Raw genomic sequence first — 25,324 nt, forward strand, 5'->3', positions numbered from 1 at the left:
GCCTGCTTTGGCCAAGGCGACACCAATGACCTGACTTTAACGGCGAGACTTTAGTTATGCACCGTCCTGCTATACACCACGGCCGTTCAAGCATAGGCCAGCCCAAATCATGACCTCCCCCGTCGTCACCCGCTTTGCCCCCTCGCCGACCGGCTTCCTCCATATCGGAGGCGCCCGCACCGCGCTGTTCAACTGGCTCTACGCCAAGAAGCATGGCGGCAAGATGCTGCTGCGGATCGAGGATACCGACCGCGAGCGGTCGACCGAGCCGGCGATTGCCGCGATCCTCGACGGCTTGAAGTGGCTGGAGCTCGATTGGGACGGCGACGTGATCTACCAGTTCAGCCGCGCCGCCCGCCACCGCGAGGCCGCCGAGTCCCTGCTCGCCAGCGGCCGCGCCTATCGCTGCTATGCCACGCCGGAGGAACTGACGGCGATGCGCGAGAAGGCCCGCGCCGAGGGCCGCACCCGCCTCTATGACGGCCTGTGGCGCGACCGCGACCCGTCCGAAGCGCCCGCGGGCATGAAGCCCACCATCCGCCTCAAGGCACCGCAGACCGGCGAGACCGTGATCGACGATCAGGTCCAGGGCCGCGTGGTCTGGCAGAACGAGAACCTCGACGATCTCGTGCTGCTGCGCGGCGACGGCAACCCGACCTACATGCTGGCCGTGGTGGTCGACGACCACGACATGGGCGTCACCCATGTGATCCGGGGCGACGACCATCTGATCAACGCCGCACGCCAGAAGCAGATCTACGACGCGCTGGAATGGACCATTCCGAACATGTCCCACATCCCGCTGATCCATGGGGCCGATGGCGCAAAGCTGTCGAAGCGCCATGGCGCGCTCGGGGTCGAGGCCTACCGCGCGCTCGGCTATCTGCCGGCGGCGCTGCGCAATTACCTGGTCCGGCTCGGCTGGGGCCATGGCGACCAGGAGATCTTCTCGACGGAGGAGATGATCGACGCGTTCGACCTGCCCGCGATCGGGCGTTCGGCGGCGCGCTTCGATTTCGCCAAGCTGGAAAACCTTAACGGCCACTACATCCGCCAGGCCGACGATCAATCCCTCGTGACCATGTTCGAGCAGTTACTGGATTACGTCCCCGACGGCGCCGAGCTAAAGGCAAAACTCAACGACACCACGCGGGCGCAATTGCTGCGGGCGATGCCGAGCCTGAAGGAGCGCGCCAAGACGCTGCTCGAACTGATCGCCGGCTCCTACTTCATCTTTGCCGACCGTCCGCTCGAACTCGAGCCGAAAGCGGCCGCCCTGCTGACGCCGGAAACCCGTGAACTGATCGGCAAGCTGCGCAGTGCGCTGGAGGCCGTCACCGACTGGAATTCGGAGACCACCGAAGCCGCCATGCGGAATTTCGCCGAGCAGAATAATCTTAAACTGGGCGCGGTTGCCCAGCCGCTCCGGGTGGCGCTGACCGGGCGGACGACCTCTCCCGGGATTTTTGACGTCCTGGCGGTGCTGGGGCGCGACCAGTGCCTGGCCCGGCTCGGCGATCAGGCCGCAGCCTAACCCCTCCATCCGGCCATCTTGCAGTGCACAGGGCAATAAGCTACGCATTTTGAAGTCGCCTTCTAGACAATCCGGCTTGCCCTGTTATCTGCCAGAAAACGGCATCAGGTCAGCCCGGTTTTCGCAACGATTTCATCGGGGACTTCGCGATGGACGCAAAATCCAGCAATAAAACTGCAACGCTAACGGTAGGTAACAAGACCTACGATTTCCCGATCCTGAGCGGCACGGTGGGGCCGGATGTCATCGACATCGCCAAGCTCTACGGCCAGGCCGGGATGTTCACCTACGACCCCGGCTTCACCTCCACCGGCAGCTGCCAGTCGAAGATCACCTATATCGACGGCGACGCCGGCATCCTGGAATACCGCGGCTATCCGATCGAGCAGCTCGCCGAAAAGGGGGATTTCCTCGAGACCTGCTATCTCCTGCTGTACGGGGAACTTCCCACCAAGGCGCAGAAGGAAGATTTCGACCACCGCGTGATCCATCACACCATGGTTCACGAGCAGATGGCCCGCTTCTTCCAGGGCTTCCGCCGCGACGCCCATCCGATGGCCATCATGGTCGCGGCCGTCGGCGCGCTCGCCGCGTTCTATCACGACAGTACCGACATCAACGATCCGAAGCAGCGCATGATCGCCTCGATGCGCATGATCGCCAAGGTTCCGACGCTGGCCGCGATGGCCTTCAAATACACCGTCGGCCAGCCCTTCGTGTACCCGAAGAATTCGCTCACCTTTGCCGAGAACTTCCTCAACATGTGCTTCGCGGTCCCCTGCGAGGACTACAAGATCAACCCGGTGCTGGCTGACGCGCTGGACAAGATCTTCATCCTGCACGCCGACCACGAGCAGAACGCCTCGACCTCGACGGTGCGTATCGCCGGCTCCTCCGGCGCCAATCCGTTCGCCTGTATCGCCGCCGGCATCGCCTGCCTGTGGGGACCGGCGCATGGCGGCGCCAACGAAGCTGCTCTCGCCATGCTGGCCGACATCGGCACGGTGGACAAGATTCCCGAGTTCATCGCCAAGGTGAAGGACAAGAACTCGGAAGTCCGTCTGATGGGCTTCGGCCACCGCGTCTACAAGAACTACGATCCGCGCGCCAAGATCATGCAGAAGATGTGTCACGCGGTGCTGGCCGAGACCGGCCATGGCGACGACCCGATGCTGAAGGTCGCGCTGGAGCTGGAAAAGATCGCGCTCAGCGATCCCTACTTCATCGACCGCAAGCTCTACCCGAACGTCGACTTCTATTCGGGCATCACGCTGAAGGCGATGGGCTTCCCGACCTCGATGTTCACCGTGCTGTTCGCGGTCGCCCGCACCGTCGGCTGGATCAGCCAGTGGAGCGAGATGATCGAGGACCCGCAGCAGAAGATCGGCCGTCCGCGCCAGCTCTACACCGGCGTCGCCCGCCGCGACTACGTCGACATGACCAAGCGCAAGTAAGGCGCGACGGATACGAGACCGAAGAAAGCCGGATGCGATAGTCGCGTCCGGCTTTTTTCTTGTAGGGTGGGTGGAGCGAAGCGATACCCACCGCTTGTTGGTTTACGACGTGATGGGTATCGCTTCGCTCCACCCATCCTACGGACTAAGATTCCAGGAGACCCCCATGCTCACCGGAAGCTGCATGTGCAAAAGCGTGGCCTATGAGGTGGACGCCGAACCCGGCGCCATCGTGCACTGCCACTGCGCCACCTGCCGCAAGGCGCATGGCTCGGCGTTCTCGACGGTGACCAGCGTCCCGCGCGACCGCTTTCGCTGGACCAAAGGCGAAAGCCTGCTCAGGGGTTTTGAATCCTCGCCCGGCAAGCAACGCTATTTCTGCACGCAATGCGGCTCGCAAATCGTCGCCGAGCGCGCCGGCACCGGCACCATCCTGCTGCGGATGGGGTGTCTCGACACGCCGATCACCAAGCGGCCCGCCGCACACATCTGGCGATCGGATTGCGCAACGTGGTTCGATCCGAAGGATCAATTGCCGGAATGGCCGGAAGGTTCGGCGCCGAAGGCGTAGCTTTACCGCCGCGCTTTGCGCATCGTCGCGAGCACGATGTCGGCGGCGCGGGCGCTCGGTGGCGTGTTGCCGGTCGACATGATCCGGTCGATTTTCGCAAAGGCTTCGAGCTGCTTTCGACGCAGCGCGGACTCGCCGAGCAACTCGCGCAGCACCTGCGATAGTTTTTCCGCCGTGCAGTCCTGCTGCAGGAATTCGGGAACGACATTTTCGCCGATCACGAGATTGGCCAGGATCACCGAACTCACATTGATGACCCGCTGCAATATCCAGGCTTCCATCGCGCCGGTGCGGTAGGCCGTCACCATCGGCACGCCTGATAGTGCAAGTTCGAGTGTCACGGTGCCCGATTTTGCCAGTGCCGCATGTGCGATCCGGAACGCCGCCCGCTTCTCCTGCTCGCCGATCACGACGCGGGGCTGCACCGTCCAGGTCTTCAGCGCTTCCGCGACCGCCTCCTGCAGATGCGGCATGGTCGGCAGGATCAACTCGAACGCCACGCCCTCGGCATTGAGCCGCGCCAGCGCCTGGCCGAACACCGCCATGTGGTGGCGGATCTCGCTGCGGCGGCTTCCCGGCAGCACCAGCAACACCGGCGGCGCCGTGTCCCGCCGCTGCTGTTCCTCTAGTGTGGGCCGGAGCGAGGCGAGCTGTTCGGTCAGGGGATGGCCTACATAGCTGCAGGGCGGCCCGCGCAGCTTGTGATAGGCCTGCGGTTCGAACGGCAGCAGGGCCAGCACGTGATCGACGTAAGTCAGCATCGCGCGGGCCCGGCCGGGCCGCCACGCCCAGACCGAGGGCGAGACATAGTCGACGATCGGAATCTTGGGATCGCTGGCGCGGACACGCTTGGCCACGCGGTGGGTGAAATCGGGGCTGTCGATGATGACGAGAATGTCGGGCGCCGCCTCGGTCACCGCGGCGGCGGTTTGCTTGATCAGCCGCAGGATCTTCGGCAGTTGCTTGACCACGGCGGCAAGGCCGATGATCGAGAGCTCCTCGATCGGAAACCACGAATTCATGCCTTCGCGCGCCATCGCGCGGCCGCCGACGCCTTCGAACTGCACCGCGTCGCCGAGGCGCTGGCGCAACACTTTCATCAGATTGGCGCCGAGGCGATCGCCGGATTCCTCCGTCGCAATCAGCACGATCTTGCGCACCGTGTCGGTGGTCGGACGCGGCGGCATCACGCCGGCAGCCCCTGGATGAAGAGGCCGGCGCTGTCGGCGGCCTCGATCATGGCCTGCGCGTCCGCCGCGATGGTTTGTCCGGCAATGATGGCAATGCCGGCAAGCCCTGCCTTGGCCGCGCCTTCGACCGTCGTTCTCCCCACCGTCGGCAGGTCGAAGCGCAAATCCTGGCTGGTCTTGGGCGCCTTGACCAGCACGCCGCGGCCCGTGCTGGCACGGATGCGGCCCTCACTGCGCAACCGCGCCACGCGCGCCAAGAGGCCGTCGGTGCCCTCGATGTCTTCCACCGCCACCACGTGACCGTCGATCACCACGACGGCCTGGCCGATGTCGAACGGACTTAGCGCGCGCAACACTTCCCGCCCCTTCTCGATGTCGGCGGTACCGGCCGCATCAGGCGTTGCGCGGGCGATGCGCCCCTCGGGCATCAGCATATCGGGGGCGACATCCCGTATCCCGACCATGCGAAAGCCGTCCTGCTCGAAAATCCGGCCGATGCCCGACAGCAGATGGTCGTCGCCGCCGCGAAACGCCGCTAGGATTGGGCCGATGACGCGGATCGTTCCCCAGTCCAGCCTGATTTCGGACAGCGCCGGCCGCAGCAGCGTGCCGATGAAGATCAGGTCGCGGCAGCCTTCGCTGCGCAACAGTTTTTTCGCCCGGCCGATTTGTCCGACCGAAATCCAGTGATGGCGGAAGCGTTCGGCCCGGACCGGGTCGCAGGAACCCCGCAGCGCGAACAGCACCGGCGCGATGCCGCGCGCGGCAAGCAACTCCGCGACCGCGAACGGCATGGCGCCGCCGCCCGCGATCACGCCGACCGGCGAAGAAATCTCTGAAGCCGCTGAACTCATGGGCTGCGGCGATCCCGTCATCAGGATTTATGAGCGCCGTCGGCCGGCAGGCACAGCGCGCGATGCTTGCCCGCATCGATGAAGGCGAGGATTTCCGCGATCGCCGGATCGTTGGCCGCCAGCGGCTGAACCTCGGTCAGCCGTTCGGCGAAGATGCCGGGGCCATGGAACAGCTTTTGATAGAAGGAGCGCACCGTGACGAGCCGGTCCTTGGTGAATTTGCGACGCTTCATGCCGATGATGTTGAGGCCTTCAAGGCTCGCATACTGGCCGTTGACGAGGCCGAACGGAATGACGTCGCCGCGCACGCCGCAGACGCCGCCGACCATCACCTGCGGCCCGATCCGCGTGAACTGATGCACGGCGGAGAGCCCGCCGATGAAGACGAAATCGCCGATCTCGCAATGGCCGCCGAGCGTGGCCGACGTGGCGAAGATCACGTCATTGCCGACCTGGCAATCATGGCCGACATGGCTGCAGTTCATGAAATAGCCGCGCTCCCCGACCCGCGTGACGCCGCCGCCGGCAACGGTGCCGGCGTTCATGGTGACGGATTCGCGGATGGTGCAGCCGGCCCCGATTTCAAGTTTCGTCAGTTCGCCGCGATAGCTCAGCGATTGCGGCGGGGTGCCGAGCGAGACGAACGGATAGATCGTGCAGCCGTCGCCGATGGATGTCTGCGCCGTGATGTGGACATGGCCGATCAGCTTGCAATTGGCGCCGATCACGACGTGAGGCCCGACGATGCAATAGGGACCGATCGAGGTGCCCTCGCCGATCACAGCGCCATCTTCAATCCGCGCGGTGGGATCGATCGTCGTCATCAAATGCGTCCAGGTTGGGCTGATATCGCCGGGCGATATTATCTCGGGTTTTCCGGTGGTTACCGCGACAGGACCGCGCTTGTCCAGTGACGTATGGTTACGGCAGATGTCGCCACGTTTGGATCAATGGCCTTTGCCCGAACCTCCGCTCTTCCGGGTTGGGTGGTCGATGGAAATCAATACCGGAATCGCCGGCTGAGGCCGGAAGCCGCAAGACCGGCAGACGCACAGGTCATGCTGCCCGGCAGGAAGCAGCGGATGGAAATCCCGAGCGCGCTTTTGACCGGCCAGACCATCGTTCGACCGGCGCGATTGGGCTCCGTGATAACCGCATCATCGGGAACGACGACCCAAATGCCCTCGAGGCGGACACGGTAATGTCCATTCTGGGATTCCCAGTCCGGATCCGACACGACAAAACCATCCGCATCAGAGCAGCACAGGCCCTGGCCGCTCCTCAGCCTATCGAACCATGGCTTCAATGGAGACGCGGCGTACCGGCCGTCGTCGCGCGCGCTACTCCTGTTTCCTGCCCAAAGAATCGCCAAAAGCACCGCGATCCAGAGCTTCGAGAAATTCGTGCAATGCATGTTCGCCCCCAGTGTTGAGGACCAGGTTTCACGCCGGCGTAACAAAGCGCTTGTTTGGCGGAAGTTCCAATGCAGCGGGCGGCGCGCTTCGGGGCGTTTTCCAAAATCGAAGCATCTGCGCTATCCTGTGCGCGCCATGGTCAGAATTGCGACGCTGCTTCTGCATCTGTTCACCGCCGGGGTCGATGCCGAAACCGTTGATGTCAGGGATCGCGGCCCGGTCGATCTCGGGACGTTCGAGTGCCGCGACATCACACGCAGCAGCATCTTGCAACGCGTCTGCTACGATCGCGCGCAACGCCACCTGATCGTCGCGATCAAGGGAGCCTACGACCAGTATTGCGATCTACCGGCCGAGACGTACGACGCGTTGCTGGGCGCGCCGTCGATGGGCGGGTTCTTCAACCGCCATATCCGGGGAGAGTCGGGCGCGGCCTTCGCCTGCCGCAATTAATCCGTCAGCATCGCGCCGACATCGGCCTCGGCGACCACGGTGCCATTGACCTTGGCGTCGCCGTGAAACCACCACATCGCCTTGCGGCGGCCGATCGACCGCATGTGGTATTCGATGGTGTCGCCGGGCATCACGGGTTTGCGGAACTTGCACTTGTCGATGGTCAGGAAGTACACCGCGCGCGGCTTCTCGGTGCCTTCGACCGACTTGATTCCGATCACGCCGGCGGTCTGCGCCATGGCCTCGATCATCATCACGCCGGGATAGACCGGGCGTTCCGGGAAATGTCCCTGAAACGCCGGCTCGTTGAAGGTCACATTCTTGACGCCGATGCCGGAGTAATCGGTGCGGATGTTGATCACCCGGTCGATCAGCAGCATCGGAAAACGATGCGGAAGCGTCTTGAGGATCTCGTTGATATCAACGAGTTCAAACCTGACCGGCACCTCCTCCATCACTCCCGTCCCTCGTTCTTCGGATCGGCGGCGCTCTGCGCCAGTCGCTCCACTGCAATAATCTCCCTAAACCACTGTTTGGTCGGTTTTGCAAAAAACCCGCCCCAGCGGCCGTTGGGCGGGATGTCATCCTTGACCCCGCTCATGGCGGTGACCTGGGCACCGTCGCCGATCTTGAGATGGTTATTGATGCCTACCTTGGCGCCCAGCGCGACATTGTCCCCGATCGTCAGGCTGCCCGCGAGCCCGATCTGGGCCGCGAGCAGGCAGTGCCTGCCGATGGTCACATTGTGGCCGATCTGGACCTGATTGTCGATTTTAGTGCCCTCGCCGATGACGGTATCGCGCAGGCTACCGCGATCGATGGTGGTGTTGGCGCCGATCTCGACATTGTTCTGGATCAGGACGCGGCCGGTCTGCGGCACCTTCAGATGGCCCTCCGGACCGAAGAAAATGAAGCCATAGCCGTCCTGGCCGATGCTGCATCCCGGGTGGATCAGCACGTTGTTGCCGATCAGGGCGAACTGGATCGCGGTACGCGCGCCGACATTGCAGTCCCGGCCGATCCGCACCTCGGCCCCGATCACGGCCCCTGCGCCGATCACCGTTCCCGCCCCGATCTCGACCCGAGCGCCGATCACCGCCAGCGGATCGACGATGACGCCGTCTTCCAGATGGGCTGACGGGTCGATGATCGCCGACGGGGCAATTCCCTCATTGTCGAACCAGGACTGCGGACGCAACGCATCTTCATGCCACTGGCGCGCGATCTGCACGAACGCGCGGAACGGCTGGGCAGACCGCAGCACCGCGACATGAGGCGGTACCTGCGCCACAAAACGCGGGCTGACCAAGCAGGCGCCGGCCTTGGTCGAGGCGAGCTGGTCGGCGTATTTGAGGTTGTCGAAGAATGCCAGGTGCATCGGGCCGGCCTCGTCGAGCGACGCGAGGCCCCGGACGACATGGCCGCCTTGTGCGGGGTCGACCAATACCGACTTCGTCAACGCGGCGATATCAGCCAGCGTCGACGAAGGCGGTTCCCTGAAGAACATCGGCTGCGCCATTCCACCCGTCGCAGTCCGGCCGGTTGCTGGATTTAGAACGATGTACCGCCGCCGAACCTGAATTCCTGCACCCGATCATTCTTACCCTTGGTGATCGGAACCGCATAGTCGAAGCGCAGCGGACCGAACGGCGACGCCCAGATCAAACCGACACCGACCGAGCTGCGAACGACATTGCCTTCGTCATACTGCAGGCCAAGGCAGGTGCCCGGCGTTGCCGGATTGGACGTCGGCCTCACGCAACCGGGAACGTTGACTTCACCGGTCTGCGCCCACGACGTCGAGCCCCTGTAGTCAAACAGGCCGCCGGCGTCGGCATAGATCGAACCCTTGAGCCCGACTTCCTTCGGCAGGAACCAGAACGGCATCTGCAATTCCGCCGACGCGCCCCAATACTTGGTGCCGCCGAGCGCGTCGCCCGTACCGTAGGGGTTGATGTCACGCGGTCCGATGCCGTTCGGCGCAAAGCCGCGGACCAGGTTCGGACCCATCTGGAAATGATCGAGCATACGCAACTGGTCGTTGCCGACCTGGTTGAGCATGCCGCCCTGGAAGCGGAGCAGACCGACGATGTCGGCGACCAGCGGTGTGTAGTACTTCGCATCGATCGCAGACTTGATGTAGGAGACGTCGCCACCGAGGCCGGCGAAGTCCTGCTTCCAGTCGATCAGCAAGCCCGTGGTCGGATTCTTGTTGTTGTCCAGCGTGTTGTAGTTCAGCGAGTAGCCGACCGACGAGGTCAGGGTCCTGCCGCTCTGCAGCTCCTTGCGGACCGGCAGCGAAGCTTCGCCGTCGCTGTAGCACCACAGACCGACGCCCGAGGCGTCGGTAGCGCCCAGTGCCGTCGCGGCCGCCGCGCCGTTCAGATTCACCCAGGCCGGCGACGGGTTGAACGCCAGCAATCCGTTGTTCGGGTTGTTGTTACAGTTCGACAGCGAACTCGGCAGCTGGATTTCCTGCTGATAGATCGAATAGCGCAGCTGCAAGGCCAGATCTTCGCGCAGGGTGAAGCCGAGGCGCGGGCTGAAGCCCAGCGTCTTGGTTCCGTACGAGATGTAGCTGTTGGCAAGCTGCTGGCGCTGGAACAGGTCGAGGCCGAGCGCGACGCGATAGTCCAGCAGATACGGCTCGACGAACGACAGCGAGTAACCACGCGCATACTGGCCATAGGTGACCGCCGCCTTCGCATAGAGGCCGCGGCCGAGGAAGTTGCGTTCCGAAATACTGACTTCGGCGAGCGCGCCGTCGGTGGTCGAATAGCCGCCCGACACCGAGAAGTCGCCGGTCGACTTCTCGTCTATATCGACGATCAGGACCACACGGTCGCTGGACGACCCCGGCTCGGTGATGATCTTCACGGTTTTGAAGAAGTCGAGATTCTTCAGCCGGCGTTCGGCACGATCGACCAGCGCGCGATTGTAGGCGTCGCCTTCCGAAAGGTCGAATTCGCGGCGAATCACGTAGTCGCGGGTCCTGGTGTTGCCGCGGATATTGATGCGCTCGATATAGGTTCGCGGGCCTTCATCGATCGCGAACACGATCGAGACGGTGTGCTGCTCGAAATTGCGATCGCCGCGCGGACGCACGATGGCGAAGGCATAGCCGCGCCGCGAGGCTTCGATCTGCATTTCCTCGACGGACTTTTCGAGCGCCTCGGCGTTGTAGAGCGATCCGACACTGACACGCGAGAAGCTGCGCAGCGAGTTCACGTCGAGGGTCGCGATGCTGGTCTGGAAGTCGACGGTGGCGACGCGGTATTGCTGCCCTTCCTCGATCTTGAAGGTGACGAGGAAGCCTTTGCGCTCCGGATCGTATTCGGACAGCGCGGCCACCACTTGCACGTCGGCAAAGCCGTTCTTGAGATAGAAGCGGCGAATCAGGTCGCGGTCGGCCTCGACCCGGTCCGGATCGTAGACGTCGGCGCCGCCGAGGAAGCTCAAGAGGTTGGATTCGCGCGTCTTGATAACGTCCTTCAACCGGTAGGACGAATAGAACCGGTTGCCGATGAATTCGATGTTCTTGACGCCGGTCTTGCCGCCTTCGCTGATCGTGAAGATCAGGTCGACGCGGTTGTTCGGCTGTTCAATGATTTCCGGGGTGACGCTGACGTCATAGCGGCCCGAGCGGCGGTAGATTTCGGCGATACGCTGGGCGTCCGACTGAACCATCGGGCGCGAGAAAGTGCCGCGCGGCTTGGACTGGATTTCGGCCGAGAGCTGGTCGTCCTTGACCTTCTTGTTGCCCTCGAAGGCAATGCGCCCGATCACAGCGTTTTCGACCACGACCACGATGATCCGGCCGCCGGCCTGATTGATTCGCACGTCCTGGAACAGGCCGGTTTCGATCAGCGCCTTGAGGCCGTCATCGATCTGGGCCTGCCCGAGGCGGCCACCGGGTCCCGGCTTGAAATAGGAGCGAATGGTCTCGATTTCGACGCGCCGATTCCCCTCCACGGAAATCGAAGCCACCGTCTGGGCAGCAGTCGGCGCCGAAACAAGCACCGCCGCCAGCGCGGCAGCCACCGGCACGGCGAACATGATCGAGGCGGCCAACAGGCCCCCCCGCACTCGCATTCCAAACATCATGCGCCAAGCGCCCTTGTCATTCTTGTGCTGGCCCGCACCCCCACGAACCAGCAGATTCCCATTTTCCGCATGTCTTGTAGCCAATTTCCCCAAGGCGGCAAACGGAACATCGCCCCGCGATTCCATTTTCATTCCAAGACGTTGCCGATGGGCAACGCCACAAAAAAGCCGCGTCACGATGCCGCCAGATGCAGGATGTCGTTATAGGTCGCAAACACCATCAGCATCAGCACCAAACCCAGTCCGATTCGGAACCCCATCTCCTGAGCCCGGTTCGACAGCGGGCGTCCGCGGACCGCCTCCACGGCATAGAACAAAAGATGACCGCCATCGAGCAGCGGAACCGGGAACAGGTTCAGCAGGCCGATCGAGATCGACAGCACAGCGGCCAAGTGCACCAGCGCGCTAAGGCCGATGGTGGCCACCTGCCCCGAAATCTGGGCAATCCGAATCGGGCCACCGACCTGGTCGGCGGCTTCCCGGCCGGTAAAGACGCCGCCGATATAGGCCAGCGTGCGGTCGATCACGAACCAGGTTTCCTTGACGCCCAGCCACATCGCGGTGGCCGGATCGACGCGTTCGGTCACGACGTCGCCCGGCGCAGTCGCGCGGGTGATGCCCAAAACGCCGAGCCGGTGGACGTTGCCGAACGGATCCTTCACTTCGCGCTGCTCCGGCGTGCCCTTCACCTGCAACGTGGAATCGCCGCGCTTGAGGGTGAAGTTCAGCTGAACGCCGGCATTGACGCCGACGACGCGCTGCATGTCGGAGAAGCTGCCGATGGTCTTGCCGTCGATCGCGGTGACGATGTCGCCGACCTGAAAACCCGCTTTCGCAGCGGCGCTGTTGGCTTCGATCTTGTCGACGCGCGCGGTCGTGCTCGGCTTGCCGAAGAAGGTGAACAGGCAGGTGAAGATCACGATCGCCAGGATGAAATTCGCGATCGGTCCGGCGGCAACGATGGCCGCGCGCGGACCGACTTTCTTGTGGTGGAAGCTGCCCGCCTGCTCTTCCGCGCTCATGCTGGCGAGCGCCTCGGTCGAGGGCGTGGAGGCTTCGCTATCGTCACCGAAGAACTTCACATAGCCGCCGAGCGGGATCGCCGAGATTTTCCAGCGGGTGCCGTGGCGGTCGTTGAACCCTGCGAGCTCCGGCCCGAAGCCGAGCGAGAACGTCAGCACCTTCACGCCGCACCAGCGGGCAACCAGGAAGTGGCCGAGTTCGTGGAAGAAAACAACGATGGTCAGGACGAACAGGAAGGGAATGATGTAGCCGATGAGCCCACTGCTCAACGTATTGAAACTATGTAGAAAAAACTCAGTCATTCGATTCCCCTCGACGCGAGCCTAAGGCTGCGCCCCCAACCCTCTAGGATGCCTTTAAGGCAATTTGAGGCAATAGGGAGGCAGCTTTATTTCGCGCATTATGGTCAACGGAAATCGCATCATCCGCCGAGCTCAAAGGCGCCAGGTTTCCGGATCGGACCCAGTCGTTCATGGTCGCTTCGACCAGCCGGGCGATCGCGCCGAATCTGATCTTGCCGGCAATGAAGGCCGCCACCGCCACCTCATTGGCGGCGTTGAACACCGTGGTCAAACCGCCGCCGGCGCGCAGCGCGTCGTAGGCCAGCCGCAAGCCGGGAAACCGCTCGAAATCCGGTGCCTCGAAGGTCAGCTGACCGATTTTGGCGAGATCCAGCCGGGCCGAGGGACCAACGATCCGATCGGGCCAGCCGAGGCAATGGGCGATCGGGATGCGCATGTCAGGCGCGCCGAGCTGGGCAACCACCGAACGGTCGGAGAATTCGACCATGCCGTGGATGATCGACTGCGGATGTACGAGCACATCGATCTCGTCGGGCGACAACGCGAACAAATACGACGCCTCGATCACCTCGAGGCCCTTGTTCATCATCGACGCCGAATCGATGGTGATCTTCTGGCCCATGCTCCAGTTCGGATGCTTCAGCGCCTGCGCCAGCGTCGCCTGCTCGATGTCGGTAGAGGTCCAGGTGCGGAACGGCCCGCCCGACGCGGTGATGATCACGCGCACAAGCTCGTCGCGGTTGCCGGAGCTGAGCGCCTGAAACAGCGCATTATGCTCGGAATCCGCAGGCAGGATGCAGGCGCCCGCCTTGGCGGCGCGCTGCATGAAGAAATCGCCGGCGCAAACCAGGCATTCCTTGTTGGCGAGCGCGACCGCCGCCCCGCGGTCAACAGCGGCGAGCGCCGGCTTCAGCCCGGCGGCGCCACTGACGGCGGCCATCACCCAGTCGGCCGGGCGCGCCGCGGCCTCGATGATCGCGCTTTCGCCGGCGCCGCATTCGGTCCGCGTGCCGGCCAGCGCTTCCTTCAACGCGTCGAGCTTGGTGGGGTCGGCGACCGCCGCAAAGCGCGCGCCGAATTCGCGTGCGAGTTTGGCGAGCCCCTCGACATTGCCATTGGCGGTCAGCGCCTCAACCTGGTAGCGGGCGCGGTCGCCGCGCAGCAAATCCATGGTGCTGTCGCCGATCGAACCGGTGGCGCCCAGCACTGTGACGGTGCGCGCGGCGGATGCCGCGGGCTTGTTATTACGCAATGGAACCGCGCTCATTTTTTCACCAAACCATAAGTCCGCGGCCGACGCCATCGGCGCCGCCCCGGAGGAAACCGATCAGCGCCGCCACCGCGACAGCTGCAACAAATCCGTCCAGGCGATCCAAGAGCCCGCCATGGCCGGGAATGATCTGGCTGGAATCCTTGACGCCAAAGCGCCGTTTTACCGCAGATTCAAAGAGATCGCCGAGTTGAGAAACCACCGAAAGAACGCCTGATATCACGAGCAGCGGCCCGATTTTCCCGAGATCCAGCACCGCGAATATACCGGCCACCGCCAGACTGGCGACAAAGCCGCCAATGGCGCCGGCCCAGGTCTTTTTCGGGCTGACGCGCGGCCAGAGTTTCGGGCCGCCGATGCCGCGGCCGGCGAAGTAGCCGCCGCTATCGGTCACCCACACGATGACCAGCACGAAGATCAGCGCGATAAAGCCCTCCGCGGGATCGAGCCGCAGCAGAACAGACGCGACCTCCGCCACCGCCGCATAGCAAAATCCCGCAGCGCTCCAGTTTCGCTGCGCCGGCGTGATCAGGGCGACCGCCACCAGGCCGACAGCCAGCACCGCGAGCGCAGCATCGATCCGCCCGACGGCGAGACAAAGCCCGGCCAGTGCGAGCGCGGCAACACCTGGTACGACCACGCGTTTGTCGGCCGCGAGGCCCACCACCATCAGCCATTCGACATAGAGGCCGATCGCCGCCAACGTCACCAGCGCGGCCCAAAACCAGCCGCCGGCATAGGCGATGGCGACGGCGAGCGGGATCAGCACGGCGGCTGCAACGATGCGCGTCGAGAGGTTGCGCGTATCCTGTCCGGCAGCGGCCGCCGGCGCGGCCTTGCCCTCGGTCACGATCCGGTTTTCGCGGCCAGACCGCCGAAACGGCGCTCCCGTCTGGCATATTCTGCGATCGCGCTTTCAAGTGCCGCCTTGTCGAAATCCGGCCAGTGGATCGGCACGAAGACGAGTTCGCTGTAGGCCGCCTGCCACATCAGGAAGTTTGACAACCGCTGCTCGCCGCTGGTGCGGATGATCAGGTCGGGATCGGGAATATCGGGCGCGTCGAGATATTGGCCCAGCGTATCGGTGTCGATCGATGCCGGATCGCGCTTGCCTTCGGCCACTTCGCGCGCCAGCCGCTGCACCGCGTTGGCGATCTCCTGGCGCGAGCCGTAATTGAAGGCGACGACGAGATTGAGCTTGGTGTTGGCGCGCGTCAATTCCTCGGCTTCGTTCAGGAGCGCGCAGATATCCGGCTCCAGTCCCTCGCGCTCGCCGATCACGCGCACCCTCACCCCGTCGCGGTGCAGCGTCGCCAGATCGTTGCGGATGAAGCGGCGCAGCAATCCGAACAGGTCGCCGATTTCGGTCGCCGGTCGCGACCAGTTCTCGGAGCTGAACGAGAAGATCGTCAGGTAGACCACACCGAGTTCATGGGCGGCACGAACCACGCGGCGCAGCGCCTCGACGCCGCGGCGATGGCCCTCCGCGCGCGGCAATCCCCGCGCGGCGGCCCAGCGCCCGTTGCCGTCCATGATAATCGCCACGTGCAAGGGACCGGTTCGATCCGGTCCTTCGGTTGCGGGGGCGGCGGCGTTCGGCATCGTTAAAGTTCCAGGACCAGTCCTAAAGTCTCGGTCTCAAGTTTCGATCTTAAGGCCTTAAACGGTAAGGATTTCCTTTTCCTTCGCCGCCAGCAATTGATCGATCTCGGAAATCATCCCGTCGGTCGCCTTTTGCACGTCATTGGCCAGGCGCTCCTGGTCGTCCTCGGAGATTTCGTGGTTCTTCTCGAGCTTCTTGACCGTATCGAGCCCGTCGCGGCGGACGTGCCGGACCGCAACCTTGGCCGCTTCGGCGTATTTATGCGCGACTTTGACCAGTTCCTTGCGGCGTTCCTCGTTGAGTTCCGGAATCCGCAGGCGCAGCACCTGCCCTTCGGTCGCGGGGCTCAGGCCAAGGTTGGAATCGACGATCGCCTTCTCCACGGCCTTGACCATGGATTTGTCCCAAACCTGGACGGAAAGTAGCCGCGGCTCGGGCACGCTGACGGTTGCGAGCTGGTTGAGCGGCATATGCGTGCCGTAGGCATCGACCTGGACCGGCTCCAGCATGGAGGCGGCCGCACGACCGGTGCGCAAACCGCCCAGTTCATGCTTGAGCGCCTGGGTGGCGCCCTGCATGCGGCGCTTCAATTCGTTGATGTCAAAACCAGGTGTGGGCATAAAGCTCTCCCCTCCTCAAAAAACCATCCGCCGGCATCATCAGGCCCGCGGTTCGACGTGGTGCGGGCCGGTCAGCCGGCGACAACCGTGCCGTGGCCGGTACCGCGCAGGATCGCACCGATCGAACCGGGCTCGGCGATCGAGAATACGATGATAGGCAGCGCAGTCTCGCGGGCAAGCGCGAATGCGGTCGCGTCCATCACCTTGTAGCCACCTTCGATGGCCTGCGAATGCGTCAGGCGGTCGAAACGCTTGGCGGACGGGTCTTTTTTGGGATCGGCGCTGTAGACACCATCGACATTGGTGGCTTTCAGCACCGCCTGCGCCCCGATCTCGGCCGCCCGCAGCACCGCCGTGGTGTCGGTGGTGAAAAACGGATTGCCGGTTCCGCCGCCGAGCAGGACGATGCGGCCCTCGGCAAGATATTTGTGCGTCGCACTGCGGGTGAACAGTTCGGAGATTTCGGGCATCACGAACGCCGAAAGGGTTCGCGCCGGCGTCCCCTTACGTTCGATGGCCGCCTCGACCGCAAGGCAGTTCATCATGGTGGCGAGCATGCCCATGGTGTCGCCGGTCGGGCGTGACACGCCACGCGAGGAGACTTCGACGCCGCGAACGATGTTGCCGCCGCCGACCACCACCGCCACCTCAACCCCGAGCTGGCGCGCGGCGATCAAATCGTCGGCGATACGGTCCACGGTAGGCTGGTCGATGCCAAAGGACTGGCTGCCGGCGAGATATTCGCCCGAGATCTTGATCACGACGCGACGATAGACCGGCTCTGCCATAGCTTGTCGCTTCCTTCATTCCGCGCAGGCATCCTCCGGCGCAACGGCGCCGGAAGATTGTCGACCGCGGTTACTTCTTGCCGCTGGCCGCCGCGACTTCGGCTGCGAAGTCGGATTCCTGCTTTTCGATTCCCTCGCCGAGAGCATAGCGCACAAACGCGGTAATCTTCACAGGCGCGCCGACCTTGCCTTCGGCTTCCTTGACGGCCTGCGCCACCGACTTGCCGGTATCGTGGATGAACGCCTGCTCCAGCAGGCAGACTTCCTTGTAATAGGTCTTCAGGCCGGACTCGACGATCTTCTCGATCACGTTCTCCGGCTTGCCCTGCTGGCGATACTTGTCGGCCAGCACGTCCTTTTCGCGCTTCACGGTTTCCGGGTCGAGGCCGGACGGATCGAGCGCCTGCGGATTGGTCGCGGCAACATGCATCGCGAGCTGGCGGCCGAGTGCCGCGAGTTCATCGGTCTTGCCGGTCGATTCGAGCGCCACCAGCACGCCCATCTTGCCGGCGTTGTCGATGACAGCGCCGTGGATGTAGCTCGCCACCACGCCATTGGCGACCTCGAGCAACGCCGCGCGTCGCAGCGACATGTTCTCGCCGATGGTGGCGATCGCATCCGAAATCGCGGTCTCGACGGTGAAGTCGCCGATCTTCGCGGCCTTGATCGTTTCGACGTCGGCGCCGACGCGAAGCGCGACCTGCGCAACCATCTTGACCAGACCCTGGAACTGTTCGTTGCGGGCGACGAAATCGGTCTCCGAATTGAGTTCGACGACGACGCCCTTGGGGCCCGAAATCATCGCGCCGATCAGGCCTTCGGCTGCGACGCGGCCGGCCTTCTTCGCGGCCTTGGACAAGCCCTTCTTGCGCAGCCAATCCTGCGCTTCCTGCATGTTGCCCGCGGTTTCGGTGAGCGCAGCCTTGCAGTCCATCATGCCTGCGCCGGTCGACTCGCGCAGTTCCTTGACCATCGCCGCAGTGATCGTTGCCATCGTTGAATGTCCTTCTTGCCTGTTAGCCGCAAGCGCGGCGCGCCTTGCGCCGTGCCGCCATCAGCTACAGGAATGCCGTAACAGGGAAATCAAACCGGTGGCCGGAAGGCCGGCCACGCGGCGTTACAATTATTCCGCTTCCGCGGTCATCGCCTTGGCCTGGGCAACCCAGCCATCGGCGCGGCTCGGAAGTCCGACCTCTTCGCCGATCTTGTGCGCGGTATCGTGGTCCAATTCGGCCAGCTGCCAATAGTGGAAGATACCGAGATCGTTGAACTTCTTCTCGATCGCACCGGACACGCCGGTGAGCTTCTTGAGGTTGTCGGCGGTGCCACGGGGGCCCGCCAGACCCTGGAAGCCGGCCGGCTGCGGAGCGGCCGGGATTTCCTCACGGACCGGCTGCGCGGAAGCGCCGATGTCGATGCCGTGGTCGCCCTGGGCGCGCGAGATGCCGTCGATGGCGGCGCGGGCCACCAGATCGCAATACAGCGAAATGGCGCGGCCGGCGTCGTCATTGCCCGGCACCACATAGGTGATGCCCTTGGGATCGGAATTGGTGTCGACGATCGCGGCGACGGGAATGTTGAGCCGCTGCGCTTCCTGGATCGCGATGTCTTCCTTGTTGGTGTCGATCACAAAGATCATGTCGGGAAGCCCGCCCATGTCCTTGATGCCGCCGAGCGAACGGTCGAGCTTGTCGCGCTCGCGCTGCAGCGTCAGCCGCTCCTTCTTGGTGTAGGCGTTGGCATCGCCGGAGTTGAGCACTTCATCGAGATGACGCAGCCGCTTGATCGAACCGGAAATGGTCTTCCAGTTGGTCAGCGTGCCGCCGAGCCAGCGCGAATTGACGAAATACTGCGCCGACCGCTTGGCGGCCTCGGCAACGCCGTCCTGCGCCTGCCGCTTGGTGCCGACGAACAGGATACGGCCGCCCTTGGCGACGGTGTCGCTGACCGCCTTCAACGCGGTGTGCAGCAACGGCACGGTCTGCGCGAGGTCGATGATGTGGATGTTGTTGCGGGCACCGAAGATGAAATCCGCCATCTTGGGATTCCAGCGGTGCGATTGGTGGCCAAAGTGAACGCCAGCTTCAAGCAGCTGACGCATAGAAAAATCGGGTAGCGCCATGGTAATACTTCTCCGGTTGGTTCCTCCGGAAGCGTGTGAGCAGACGAGCCTTATGGCCCGGCTGCCACCGGACGGCCTTTGAGAGCCATGCTTCCGTGTGAGATGGCGCGGTATATAGCCGGATTCCAGCCAGAAGCAAGGAAATACGGCCGGTTTTGTCACCGGCCGGCCCGGTCCGGGGCTGCAAATGCGGGCATTCGGGGCCCAAATCCGCCGAAAACCCCCGCGGAGACCCTATCCCGGCCGGGGCGATTGGGAACGATTCGCATTGTCGCCGGTTTCCGGCAGGCGTAACCTTCACCCAATTCGCAAGCGCCCGCATCGTGAGGCGACGACGCGAGTTCCTCCCGATGCCCGGATTGCGCGTTGCACGCGTTGCAATGGAGGAACCGTTATGACCGTCTCCCCGACCCTGCAGAACTACCTGGACCAGACCGTCACCTACGAGCTGATCCCTCATGCCCGCACCATGTCGTCGACGCGCACGGCCGAGGCTTGCCATGTGCCGGGCGACGCGCTGGCCAAAGGCGTCGTCCTTCGCCGTGAGGACGGCTACATGATGGCGATCCTTCCGGCTTCCCGCCATCTCCATTTGCCGGCCTTGAAAATGCAGCTCGGCCACAAGGTTGATCTGGCGAGCGAAGAGGAGGTCGCGAAGCTGTTTGGCGACTGCGAGCGCGGCGCCGTGCCGCCGGTTGGCGAATGCTTTGGGCTCGATGTCATCGTCGACGACAGCATCGATGGGCAGAGCGAGATCTACATGGAGGGTGGCGACCACGCCACACTGATCCGTCTCGACCGCGAGCAGTTCGCACGATTGACCGCGAAGGCCTGGCACGGCCACTTCACCACGCACGATTGAGGCCGCTCGAGCGCCGGTCGAGCGGCCTCAAACAAACACCATCGCGCGTTCGCCATTGAACAGCCGCGACCGGTTGCTCCAGGGCGTGTCGATCGCGAGGCGTCGCCGCGCTTCAGTGATGGGCTGAAACGCTCTTGACGTACCCGGACACAACGTCGCCGGACGTTGAATGGCTGATGTCACCCAGGCTGATCATGCCGACCATCCGCTTGCTCTTGTTGATCACCGGCAATCTGCGGACTTTCAGCGTCTCCATGTGATGCACCGCCTTGGCGAGGTCATCGTCCTCCCGGCAGCAGTGGATACCTTCGGTCATCACGTCGCGCGCCCTGGCCCGGCTGGCATCGAAGCCGTTGCCAGCAAGCCCTTTGCAGACGATGTCGCGATCGGTCACCATTCCGATCAGCTGATCGTCCTCCCCGATCGGAATGCAGCCGATATCATGCGCTCGCATCAGCTTTGCGATTTCGGTGACGGGCGTGTCGGGACTAACCCAGTCGACGCCCTTGTGCATCGCTTCCTTGACTTTCATGGCGGACCTCCGTTGCTGCGATTTCAGGTGGTATCCCCGTGATGCAGAACAGTTCCCCCTTGGCTCGACTATACGACGGATCGGATCGGACGGCATCGCAAAAAAATGCGATGACCACTCCGCAACGCAGGGAAAGCCCTTGCCGGCAGCACGTCCATCAAACCACGATGCCTCGCCAGCGTTAAGTGGTCAGGCCGGCGCACAGGCGGCGGCCTCAGCTCACCATGCGCTGGCGTTTTTCCCAATACGGCTTGCGCAACTCACGCTTCAGGATCTTGCCGGCGCCGGACAATGGCAGCGGGGTCTGTGTGACCTCGACACTGCGCGGGCACTTGTAACCTGCGATCAGCGTCTTGCAGAAATCCATCAACTCGTCGGGAGTTGCGCTCGCGCCAGGCTTCGGAACGACAATGGCGTGAACCTGCTCGCCCCAGCGCTCGCTCGGGATACCGATCACGGCGCATTGCGCCACCGACGGATGCTGCGCCAGAGCGTTCTCGACCTCGGCCGAATAGACATTCTCGCCGCCGGAGATGATCATGTCCTTGACGCGGTCGACCACGTAGACGAAGCCGTCCTCATCCATGTAGCCGCCGTCGCCGGTGTGCATCCAGCCGTCGATGACCGCCTTGGCGGTTTCCTCCGGCCGCTCCCAATAGCCCATCATCACATTGTCGCCGCGCACCGCGATCTCGCCGACGGTGCCCGTGGGCACCACCTTGTCATCGGCATCGACGATCCTGACCTCGCAACCCAGCGTGGGACGGCCGGCGCCGCGATGCCGCCCCTTGGCGCGGCCATCGCCGATATGCTCCTTCCAGTGCAGTATCGTCGCGATCGGCGACAATTCCGTCATGCCGTAGGCTTGCGTGAAGTGCACATTGGGGAGCGCTTTCATGGCGCGGCTGAGCACGGCATCGCTGATGACGGAAGCGCCATAGGTGATACCCGTCAGCGACGACAGGTCGTACTCGCCGAGTTTCGGATGATCGACGAACATCTGGATCATGGTCGGCACCAGCAGCACGTCGGTCACGCGATCGCGCTGCATCGCGCCGGCGACGCCGTCGGGCGTAAAGCCCTGGATGATGACGTTGGAGCCGCCGCTCAGCAGCACCGAGTACATCGCCGCCCCGTTGGCAAGGTGGAACATCGGCGCGGCGTGCAGATAGACCGTGCTGCTCGGCCACAGGCCTTCGCCGAGTGCGTTCAGCGCATTGACCATCAGATTGCCGTGGCTGAGCATCACGCCCTTGGAGCGTCCGGTGGTGCCGCCGGTATAGAAGATGCCGGCGAGATCCTCGCTTTTGCGCATCGCATCCGGCATCGGCGCGCTGCGCGCGATCAACGCCTCATACGCCTCCATGCCGGCGGGGGCGTCGCCGTCATCGGCATAGATCAGCTTGAGATCCGGGATCGCCTGAGCAAGCGTCGCGCCGACCGCAGCGAAAGCCTTGTCGACGAACAGGATGCCGGCGCGGCAGTCGCGCATGGCGTCTTCGTTCTCCAGCGGGCTCCAGCGGATGTTGAGCGGCACGATCACGGTGCCGGACCAGCCGGCCGCAAGATAAAGCTCGAGATAGCGATCGGAATTGAGCGACAGGATCGCGACACGGTCGCCGGCCTGCGCGCCAAGGGCCCGGATGCCGGCGGCAAGCCGCGCCACGCGGTCGCCGACCTCGCGCCAGTTTTTCTTGCGGTCGCCATAGACGATGGCAAGGCCGTTCGGGTTGATCTGCAGCGCGCGCCGCAGGCCGTGCGTGATGTTCATTTCCGTCCTCCCTTTGCCGGCCGGCTTTTCTTGGGTGTTGCCGGGCCGCGTTTGCTTGCCGGGGCTTTTGCCAGCCCTTCGGTGAGTTGAGCCGCGAACCGGCTGGCGACGGCTTCCGCCGACCACGCGCCGTCGCGCTGATACCAATGACCGATCCAGTTCAGTGAACCTGCGATGGCAAACGCCGTGAGTTTCGGGTCGCACGGCTTGATCGAACCGTCGGCGACGCCGTCGGCGAGGTACTTGCGAAAGGTCCGGTCGATGCGCTTCTTGGCGGCGCGGACGATCTTCTGGTTTTCCGCGGTCAGGTCGCGCGCATCGAACCGCACCAGACTGGCGCCGGAATCAGTCGTCATCTGCTCGGCATAAGCCTGGATCAGCTTGCGCAGCTTGGCGAGCGCATTGCCGCCGCCTTTGTCGATTGCAGCGATGAACTCGTCGACGATTTCCTGCCCTAACGCCCAGCATTCGAACAGGATCTCGTCCTTGCTGCGGAAATAATTGTACAGCGCCGGCTTGGTAATGTTCAGCCGCTCGGCGACATCGTTCAGCGTGACGCGGTGATAGCCCTGCTCGAGAAACAGCCGCACCGCGGTGCGCAGCACGGCTTCGCGTTTCTCGTCGCGCGCACGGCGGCGGCTCTCGAACGGCATCCATGGCGATGGATTGGTTTCGGGTGACTGCGCATCCATCCTGATTCTTGCCTGCTCTGCATTGACGGGCTCCGTCGGCCCGTATATTACCCATGGGTAAGAAAAAGTCCAATGGGTAATAAAGGGAGCACACCATGGCATCCAGCGTCTATGTTGCCGGCGTCGGCATGATCCCCTTCGTCAAACCGGGCGCGAACGCGCCCTACCCGGTGATGGGCGCGGAAGCGACCAGGCTCGCGCTGGCTGACGCCGGCGTCGGCTACGAGATGATCCAGCAGGCCTATGCCGGCTACGTCTACGGCGATTCAACCTGCGGGCAGCGCGCGCTGTACCAGGTCGGCATGACCGGCATCCCCATCATCAACGTCAACAACAATTGCTCGACCGGTTCGACCGCGCTGTTCATGGCGCGGCAGGCGATTGAATCAGGCGCGCTCGATTGCGTGCTCGCGCTCGGCTTCGAGCAGATGAAACCCGGCGCGCTCGGCGCTGTCTTCACCGACCGGCCGAGCGCGTTTGACGAGTTTGACGCCGCGGCCGACAAATTGGTCGACGCGCAAGGCGTCCCGCTGGCGCTGCGCTATTTCGGCGGCGCCGGTCTCAGCCACATGAAGAAATACGGCACGCCGCTGACCTCGTTCGCCAAGGTGCGGGCCAAGGCGAGCCGGCATGCCAAGAACAATCCGCTGGCGCTGTTCCGCAAGGAAGTCAGCGCTGACGATGTCATGAACGATCAGGTGATCTGGCCCGGCGTGATGACGCGGCTGATGGCCTGCCCGCCGACTTGCGGGGGTGCGGCGGCCGTATTGGTCTCGGAGAAATTCGCCAGCAAGCATGGCCTGCGCAAGGACGTTCGGATCGCGGCGCAGGCGATGACCACCGATACGCCCTCCACCTTCAAGGCCGGCGACATGATGCAGGTGGTGGGCTTCGACATGACGCGCGCCGCGGCGAACAAGGTCTATGAGGCCGCCGGCATCGGTCCTGACGATCTCAACGTCGTCGAACTGCATGACTGCTTCGCGCATAATGAGCTGATCACCTATGAGGCGCTGGGCCTGTGCCCCGACGGCGGCGCGGAGCGCTTCATCGACGACGGCAACAACACCTATGGCGGCAAGACCGTGACCAATCCGTCCGGCGGCCTGCTGTCCAAGGGCCATCCGCTCGGCGCCACCGGCCTCGCGCAATGCTACGAACTGACGCATCAGTTGCGCGGTTCGGCGGAAGCGCGACAGGTGGACGGCGCAAGGCGCGCCCTGCAGCACAATCTCGGCCTCGGCGGCGCCTGCGTCGTCACGCTCTACGAACGCGCCTGAGGCCCTGACATGATTGACCCCTCCCTCGTCGGCCGCAGCCTTTCGCCTGTCACCGCGCATGTCGAGCCAGGACGCCTGCGTTATTTCCGCGAGACGCTGGGCGAGACCAATCCGGTCTATGGCGATGCCCGGGCCGCGCAGGCCGCCGGCTATGCCGCGACGCCGGTGCCGCCGACCTATCTATTCTGCCTTGAGATGATGGACGCGGAACAGGCCTTCGAGTTCATCACCGTCATCGGCGTCGACATCGGGCGCCTGCTGCATGGCGAACAGCGCTTCACCTACCGCGCGCCCGTGGTGGTCGGCGACACGCTCAAGTTCCAGCCGCGCATCGTCAGCGTCGCCGACAAAAAGGGGGGCGCGATGACGCTGGTCGGCATCGAAACCAAAGTCACCAATCAGAACGGCACCCACGTCGCGGACGTCTCGCGGACCGTGGTGGTGCTCAATCCCAAAACCGCATGAGTACCGCCGTGAAAGCTCAACCCGCGATAGGCGACCGTCTCGTGCACAAGGTGTTTCCGCCAATCAGCCGCCACACGCTGGCGCTCTATTGCGGCGCCTCGGGCGACCACAATCCGATCCATGTCGACCTGGATTTCGCCAGGGCCGCCGGTTATCCTGACGTCTTCACCCACGGCATGCTGGTCATGGGCTATCTCGGCCAGGCGCTGACCGATGCGGTCCCTCCCCCGCGGCTTCGCATGTTCTCGACGCGCTTCGTCGCGATCACGCAGCTCGGTGCACGCCTGACCTGCGAGGGGCATGTTGCCGAATTCGTCGAGCATGATGGCGAGCGATGCGCGAAGCTGGCGCTGACGACCAAAGACGAGAACGGCGATCTCAAGCTCGCCGGCGAAGCCGTCATCGCACTCTGATCAGGG

The 25,324-nt window shown here is 63.7% G+C and carries 26 protein-coding genes; 8 read left to right on the forward strand and 18 right to left on the reverse strand.

What is annotated here, in order from left to right:
* Positions 1 to 109 precede the first annotated feature (109 nt).
* The 3 genes from gltX to JQ575_RS04950 all read left to right on the forward strand — a co-directional run bounded on the left by gltX (position 110) and on the right by JQ575_RS04950 (position 3,559).
* Positions 110 to 1,534 carry a glutamate--tRNA ligase gene (gene gltX, locus JQ575_RS04940; RefSeq protein WP_212032141.1) on the forward strand — a complete coding sequence of 475 codons (1,425 nt, stop codon included), beginning with the start codon at positions 110 to 112 and terminating at the stop codon, positions 1,532 to 1,534.
* 149 nt (positions 1,535 to 1,683) lie between these two features.
* Complete coding sequence (gene gltA / locus JQ575_RS04945) at positions 1,684 to 2,988, forward strand: citrate synthase (RefSeq protein WP_212032142.1); 1,305 nt, start codon at positions 1,684 to 1,686, stop codon at positions 2,986 to 2,988.
* 166 nt (positions 2,989 to 3,154) lie between these two features.
* Complete coding sequence (locus tag JQ575_RS04950; protein WP_212032143.1) at positions 3,155 to 3,559, forward strand: GFA family protein; 405 nt, start codon at positions 3,155 to 3,157, stop codon at positions 3,557 to 3,559.
* 2 nt (positions 3,560 to 3,561) lie between these two features.
* Here the strand turns inward: JQ575_RS04950 and lpxB are convergent, their stop codons facing one another.
* The 4 genes from lpxB to JQ575_RS44410 form a co-directional block, all read right to left on the reverse strand.
* Positions 3,562 to 4,746: a lipid-A-disaccharide synthase gene (lpxB, locus tag JQ575_RS04955; protein WP_212032387.1), complete on the reverse strand. Its 1,185-nt coding sequence runs from the start codon at positions 4,744 to 4,746 to the stop codon at positions 3,562 to 3,564.
* Complete coding sequence (locus JQ575_RS04960; RefSeq protein WP_212032144.1) at positions 4,746 to 5,603, reverse strand: LpxI family protein; 858 nt, start codon at positions 5,601 to 5,603, stop codon at positions 4,746 to 4,748. The genes lpxB and JQ575_RS04960 overlap by 1 nt, the downstream gene beginning before the upstream one ends.
* A 20-nt stretch (positions 5,604 to 5,623) precedes the next feature.
* Entirely contained in the window at positions 5,624 to 6,427 is an 804-nt protein-coding gene (gene lpxA / locus JQ575_RS04965; RefSeq protein WP_212032145.1) for an acyl-ACP--UDP-N-acetylglucosamine O-acyltransferase, read from the reverse strand.
* 176 nt (positions 6,428 to 6,603) lie between these two features.
* A complete protein-coding gene (locus tag JQ575_RS44410; RefSeq protein WP_249166450.1) occupies positions 6,604 to 7,017 on the reverse strand; it encodes a hypothetical protein in 414 nt (137 codons plus the stop codon).
* On the opposite strand from JQ575_RS44410, the gene JQ575_RS04970 reads away from it, so the two are divergent.
* Positions 7,016 to 7,471 (forward strand): KTSC domain-containing protein, encoded by a 456-nt coding sequence (locus JQ575_RS04970; protein ID WP_312015885.1) that lies wholly within the window; start codon positions 7,016 to 7,018, stop codon positions 7,469 to 7,471. The two genes, JQ575_RS44410 and JQ575_RS04970, sit on opposite strands and share 2 nt — an antisense overlap.
* Here the strand turns inward: JQ575_RS04970 and fabZ are convergent.
* From fabZ to JQ575_RS05025, 11 genes are all read right to left on the reverse strand, one after another.
* On the reverse strand, positions 7,468 to 7,926 hold the full coding sequence (fabZ, locus tag JQ575_RS04975) for a 3-hydroxyacyl-ACP dehydratase FabZ (protein WP_192733399.1): 459 nt from the start codon (positions 7,924 to 7,926) through the stop codon (positions 7,468 to 7,470). The two genes, JQ575_RS04970 and fabZ, sit on opposite strands and share 4 nt — an antisense overlap.
* Positions 7,926 to 8,990 (reverse strand): UDP-3-O-(3-hydroxymyristoyl)glucosamine N-acyltransferase, encoded by a 1,065-nt coding sequence (gene lpxD, locus JQ575_RS04980; protein ID WP_212032146.1) that lies wholly within the window; start codon positions 8,988 to 8,990, stop codon positions 7,926 to 7,928. Before lpxD ends, fabZ begins: the two co-directional genes overlap by 1 nt.
* 32 nt (positions 8,991 to 9,022) lie before the next feature.
* Positions 9,023 to 11,575 carry an outer membrane protein assembly factor BamA gene (bamA, locus tag JQ575_RS04985; RefSeq protein ID WP_212032147.1) on the reverse strand — a complete coding sequence of 851 codons (2,553 nt, stop codon included), beginning with the start codon at positions 11,573 to 11,575 and terminating at the stop codon, positions 9,023 to 9,025.
* Positions 11,576 to 11,748: 173 nt separating this feature from the next.
* Positions 11,749 to 12,900, reverse strand: coding sequence for an RIP metalloprotease RseP (gene rseP / locus JQ575_RS04990; RefSeq protein ID WP_212032148.1), 1,152 nt, complete (start codon positions 12,898 to 12,900; stop codon positions 11,749 to 11,751).
* 43 nt (positions 12,901 to 12,943) lie between these two features.
* The gene (gene dxr, locus JQ575_RS04995) at positions 12,944 to 14,167 is read right to left on the reverse strand and encodes a 1-deoxy-D-xylulose-5-phosphate reductoisomerase (RefSeq protein WP_212032149.1); all 1,224 of its coding nucleotides are present in this window, start codon (positions 14,165 to 14,167) and stop codon (positions 12,944 to 12,946) included.
* A gap of 4 nt (positions 14,168 to 14,171) precedes the next feature.
* Positions 14,172 to 15,020: a phosphatidate cytidylyltransferase gene (locus JQ575_RS05000; protein WP_212032150.1), complete on the reverse strand. Its 849-nt coding sequence runs from the start codon at positions 15,018 to 15,020 to the stop codon at positions 14,172 to 14,174.
* On the reverse strand, positions 15,017 to 15,772 hold the full coding sequence (locus JQ575_RS05005) for an isoprenyl transferase (protein ID WP_192733405.1): 756 nt from the start codon (positions 15,770 to 15,772) through the stop codon (positions 15,017 to 15,019). The genes JQ575_RS05000 and JQ575_RS05005 overlap by 4 nt, the downstream gene beginning before the upstream one ends.
* Before the next feature lie 57 nt (positions 15,773 to 15,829).
* Positions 15,830 to 16,393: a ribosome recycling factor gene (gene frr / locus JQ575_RS05010; protein ID WP_212001459.1), complete on the reverse strand. Its 564-nt coding sequence runs from the start codon at positions 16,391 to 16,393 to the stop codon at positions 15,830 to 15,832.
* 71 nt (positions 16,394 to 16,464) lie between these two features.
* On the reverse strand, positions 16,465 to 17,181 hold the full coding sequence (gene pyrH, locus JQ575_RS05015; protein WP_192733407.1) for a UMP kinase: 717 nt from the start codon (positions 17,179 to 17,181) through the stop codon (positions 16,465 to 16,467).
* A 70-nt stretch (positions 17,182 to 17,251) separates the two neighbouring features.
* A complete protein-coding gene (gene tsf, locus JQ575_RS05020; protein ID WP_212032151.1) occupies positions 17,252 to 18,175 on the reverse strand; it encodes a translation elongation factor Ts in 924 nt (307 codons plus the stop codon).
* Positions 18,176 to 18,304: 129 nt separating this feature from the next.
* Entirely contained in the window at positions 18,305 to 19,303 is a 999-nt protein-coding gene (locus JQ575_RS05025; RefSeq protein WP_192733409.1) for a 30S ribosomal protein S2, read from the reverse strand.
* Positions 19,304 to 19,697: 394 nt separating this feature from the next.
* Between JQ575_RS05025 and JQ575_RS05030 the strand changes: the two genes are divergently transcribed.
* The gene (locus tag JQ575_RS05030) at positions 19,698 to 20,165 is read left to right on the forward strand and encodes an aminoacyl-tRNA deacylase (protein ID WP_212032152.1); all 468 of its coding nucleotides are present in this window, start codon (positions 19,698 to 19,700) and stop codon (positions 20,163 to 20,165) included.
* Between the two features lie 112 nt (positions 20,166 to 20,277).
* On the opposite strand, the gene JQ575_RS05035 is transcribed toward JQ575_RS05030, so the two are convergent.
* From JQ575_RS05035 to JQ575_RS05045, 3 genes are all read right to left on the reverse strand, one after another.
* Entirely contained in the window at positions 20,278 to 20,697 is a 420-nt protein-coding gene (locus tag JQ575_RS05035) for a CBS domain-containing protein (protein ID WP_212032153.1), read from the reverse strand.
* A gap of 214 nt (positions 20,698 to 20,911) precedes the next feature.
* A complete protein-coding gene (locus JQ575_RS05040) occupies positions 20,912 to 22,468 on the reverse strand; it encodes a long-chain fatty acid--CoA ligase (RefSeq protein ID WP_212032154.1) in 1,557 nt (518 codons plus the stop codon).
* Positions 22,465 to 23,160: a TetR/AcrR family transcriptional regulator gene (locus JQ575_RS05045; protein WP_249166451.1), complete on the reverse strand. Its 696-nt coding sequence runs from the start codon at positions 23,158 to 23,160 to the stop codon at positions 22,465 to 22,467. Before JQ575_RS05045 ends, JQ575_RS05040 begins: the two co-directional genes overlap by 4 nt.
* A 95-nt stretch (positions 23,161 to 23,255) precedes the next feature.
* Here JQ575_RS05045 and JQ575_RS05050 point away from each other — a divergent pair, with 95 nt between their 5' ends.
* Genes JQ575_RS05050 through JQ575_RS05060 form a run of 3 tightly spaced genes read left to right on the forward strand, consistent with a single transcriptional unit; the run spans position 23,256 to position 25,318 of the window.
* Positions 23,256 to 24,440 (forward strand): lipid-transfer protein, encoded by a 1,185-nt coding sequence (locus JQ575_RS05050; RefSeq protein WP_212032155.1) that lies wholly within the window; start codon positions 23,256 to 23,258, stop codon positions 24,438 to 24,440.
* Between the two features lie 9 nt (positions 24,441 to 24,449).
* The gene (locus tag JQ575_RS05055) at positions 24,450 to 24,905 is read left to right on the forward strand and encodes a MaoC family dehydratase N-terminal domain-containing protein (protein WP_212032156.1); all 456 of its coding nucleotides are present in this window, start codon (positions 24,450 to 24,452) and stop codon (positions 24,903 to 24,905) included.
* Positions 24,906 to 24,913: 8 nt separating this feature from the next.
* Positions 24,914 to 25,318, forward strand: coding sequence for a MaoC family dehydratase (locus JQ575_RS05060; RefSeq protein WP_409364762.1), 405 nt, complete (start codon positions 24,914 to 24,916; stop codon positions 25,316 to 25,318).
* The last annotated feature ends 6 nt before the right edge of the window (positions 25,319 to 25,324 follow it).

The organism is Bradyrhizobium sp. JYMT SZCCT0428 (assembly GCF_018131075.1).
GTDB lineage: Bacteria > Pseudomonadota > Alphaproteobacteria > Rhizobiales > Xanthobacteraceae > Bradyrhizobium.

Excerpts from the sequence above, each read along its gene's own strand:
- JQ575_RS05050 (WP_212032155.1), top strand. The coding sequence starts at position 23,256 with ATGGCATCCAGCGTCTATGTTGCCGGCGTCGGCATGATCCCCTTCGTC.
- lpxB (WP_212032387.1), bottom strand. The coding sequence starts at position 4,746 with ATGCCGCCGCGTCCGACCACCGACACGGTGCGCAAGATCGTGCTGATT.
- lpxA (WP_212032145.1), bottom strand. The coding sequence starts at position 6,427 with ATGACGACGATCGATCCCACCGCGCGGATTGAAGATGGCGCTGTGATC.
- gltA (WP_212032142.1), top strand. The coding sequence starts at position 1,684 with ATGGACGCAAAATCCAGCAATAAAACTGCAACGCTAACGGTAGGTAAC.
- gltX (WP_212032141.1), top strand. The coding sequence starts at position 110 with ATGACCTCCCCCGTCGTCACCCGCTTTGCCCCCTCGCCGACCGGCTTC.
- fabZ (WP_192733399.1), bottom strand. The coding sequence starts at position 7,926 with ATGGAGGAGGTGCCGGTCAGGTTTGAACTCGTTGATATCAACGAGATC.
- JQ575_RS04970 (WP_312015885.1), top strand. The coding sequence starts at position 7,016 with ATGTTCGCCCCCAGTGTTGAGGACCAGGTTTCACGCCGGCGTAACAAA.
- frr (WP_212001459.1), bottom strand. The coding sequence starts at position 16,393 with ATGCCCACACCTGGTTTTGACATCAACGAATTGAAGCGCCGCATGCAG.
- rseP (WP_212032148.1), bottom strand. The coding sequence starts at position 12,900 with ATGACTGAGTTTTTTCTACATAGTTTCAATACGTTGAGCAGTGGGCTC.
- JQ575_RS05030 (WP_212032152.1), top strand. The coding sequence starts at position 19,698 with ATGACCGTCTCCCCGACCCTGCAGAACTACCTGGACCAGACCGTCACC.
- JQ575_RS44410 (WP_249166450.1), bottom strand. The coding sequence starts at position 7,017 with ATGCATTGCACGAATTTCTCGAAGCTCTGGATCGCGGTGCTTTTGGCG.
- dxr (WP_212032149.1), bottom strand. The coding sequence starts at position 14,167 with ATGAGCGCGGTTCCATTGCGTAATAACAAGCCCGCGGCATCCGCCGCG.
- JQ575_RS05040 (WP_212032154.1), bottom strand. The coding sequence starts at position 22,468 with ATGAACATCACGCACGGCCTGCGGCGCGCGCTGCAGATCAACCCGAAC.
- JQ575_RS05055 (WP_212032156.1), top strand. The coding sequence starts at position 24,450 with ATGATTGACCCCTCCCTCGTCGGCCGCAGCCTTTCGCCTGTCACCGCG.
- pyrH (WP_192733407.1), bottom strand. The coding sequence starts at position 17,181 with ATGGCAGAGCCGGTCTATCGTCGCGTCGTGATCAAGATCTCGGGCGAA.
- bamA (WP_212032147.1), bottom strand. The coding sequence starts at position 11,575 with ATGATGTTTGGAATGCGAGTGCGGGGGGGCCTGTTGGCCGCCTCGATC.
- JQ575_RS04950 (WP_212032143.1), top strand. The coding sequence starts at position 3,155 with ATGCTCACCGGAAGCTGCATGTGCAAAAGCGTGGCCTATGAGGTGGAC.
- JQ575_RS05035 (WP_212032153.1), bottom strand. The coding sequence starts at position 20,697 with ATGAAAGTCAAGGAAGCGATGCACAAGGGCGTCGACTGGGTTAGTCCC.
- JQ575_RS05005 (WP_192733405.1), bottom strand. The coding sequence starts at position 15,772 with ATGCCGAACGCCGCCGCCCCCGCAACCGAAGGACCGGATCGAACCGGT.
- tsf (WP_212032151.1), bottom strand. The coding sequence starts at position 18,175 with ATGGCAACGATCACTGCGGCGATGGTCAAGGAACTGCGCGAGTCGACC.
- JQ575_RS05025 (WP_192733409.1), bottom strand. The coding sequence starts at position 19,303 with ATGGCGCTACCCGATTTTTCTATGCGTCAGCTGCTTGAAGCTGGCGTT.
- lpxD (WP_212032146.1), bottom strand. The coding sequence starts at position 8,990 with ATGGCGCAGCCGATGTTCTTCAGGGAACCGCCTTCGTCGACGCTGGCT.
- JQ575_RS04960 (WP_212032144.1), bottom strand. The coding sequence starts at position 5,603 with ATGAGTTCAGCGGCTTCAGAGATTTCTTCGCCGGTCGGCGTGATCGCG.
- JQ575_RS05045 (WP_249166451.1), bottom strand. The coding sequence starts at position 23,160 with ATGGATGCGCAGTCACCCGAAACCAATCCATCGCCATGGATGCCGTTC.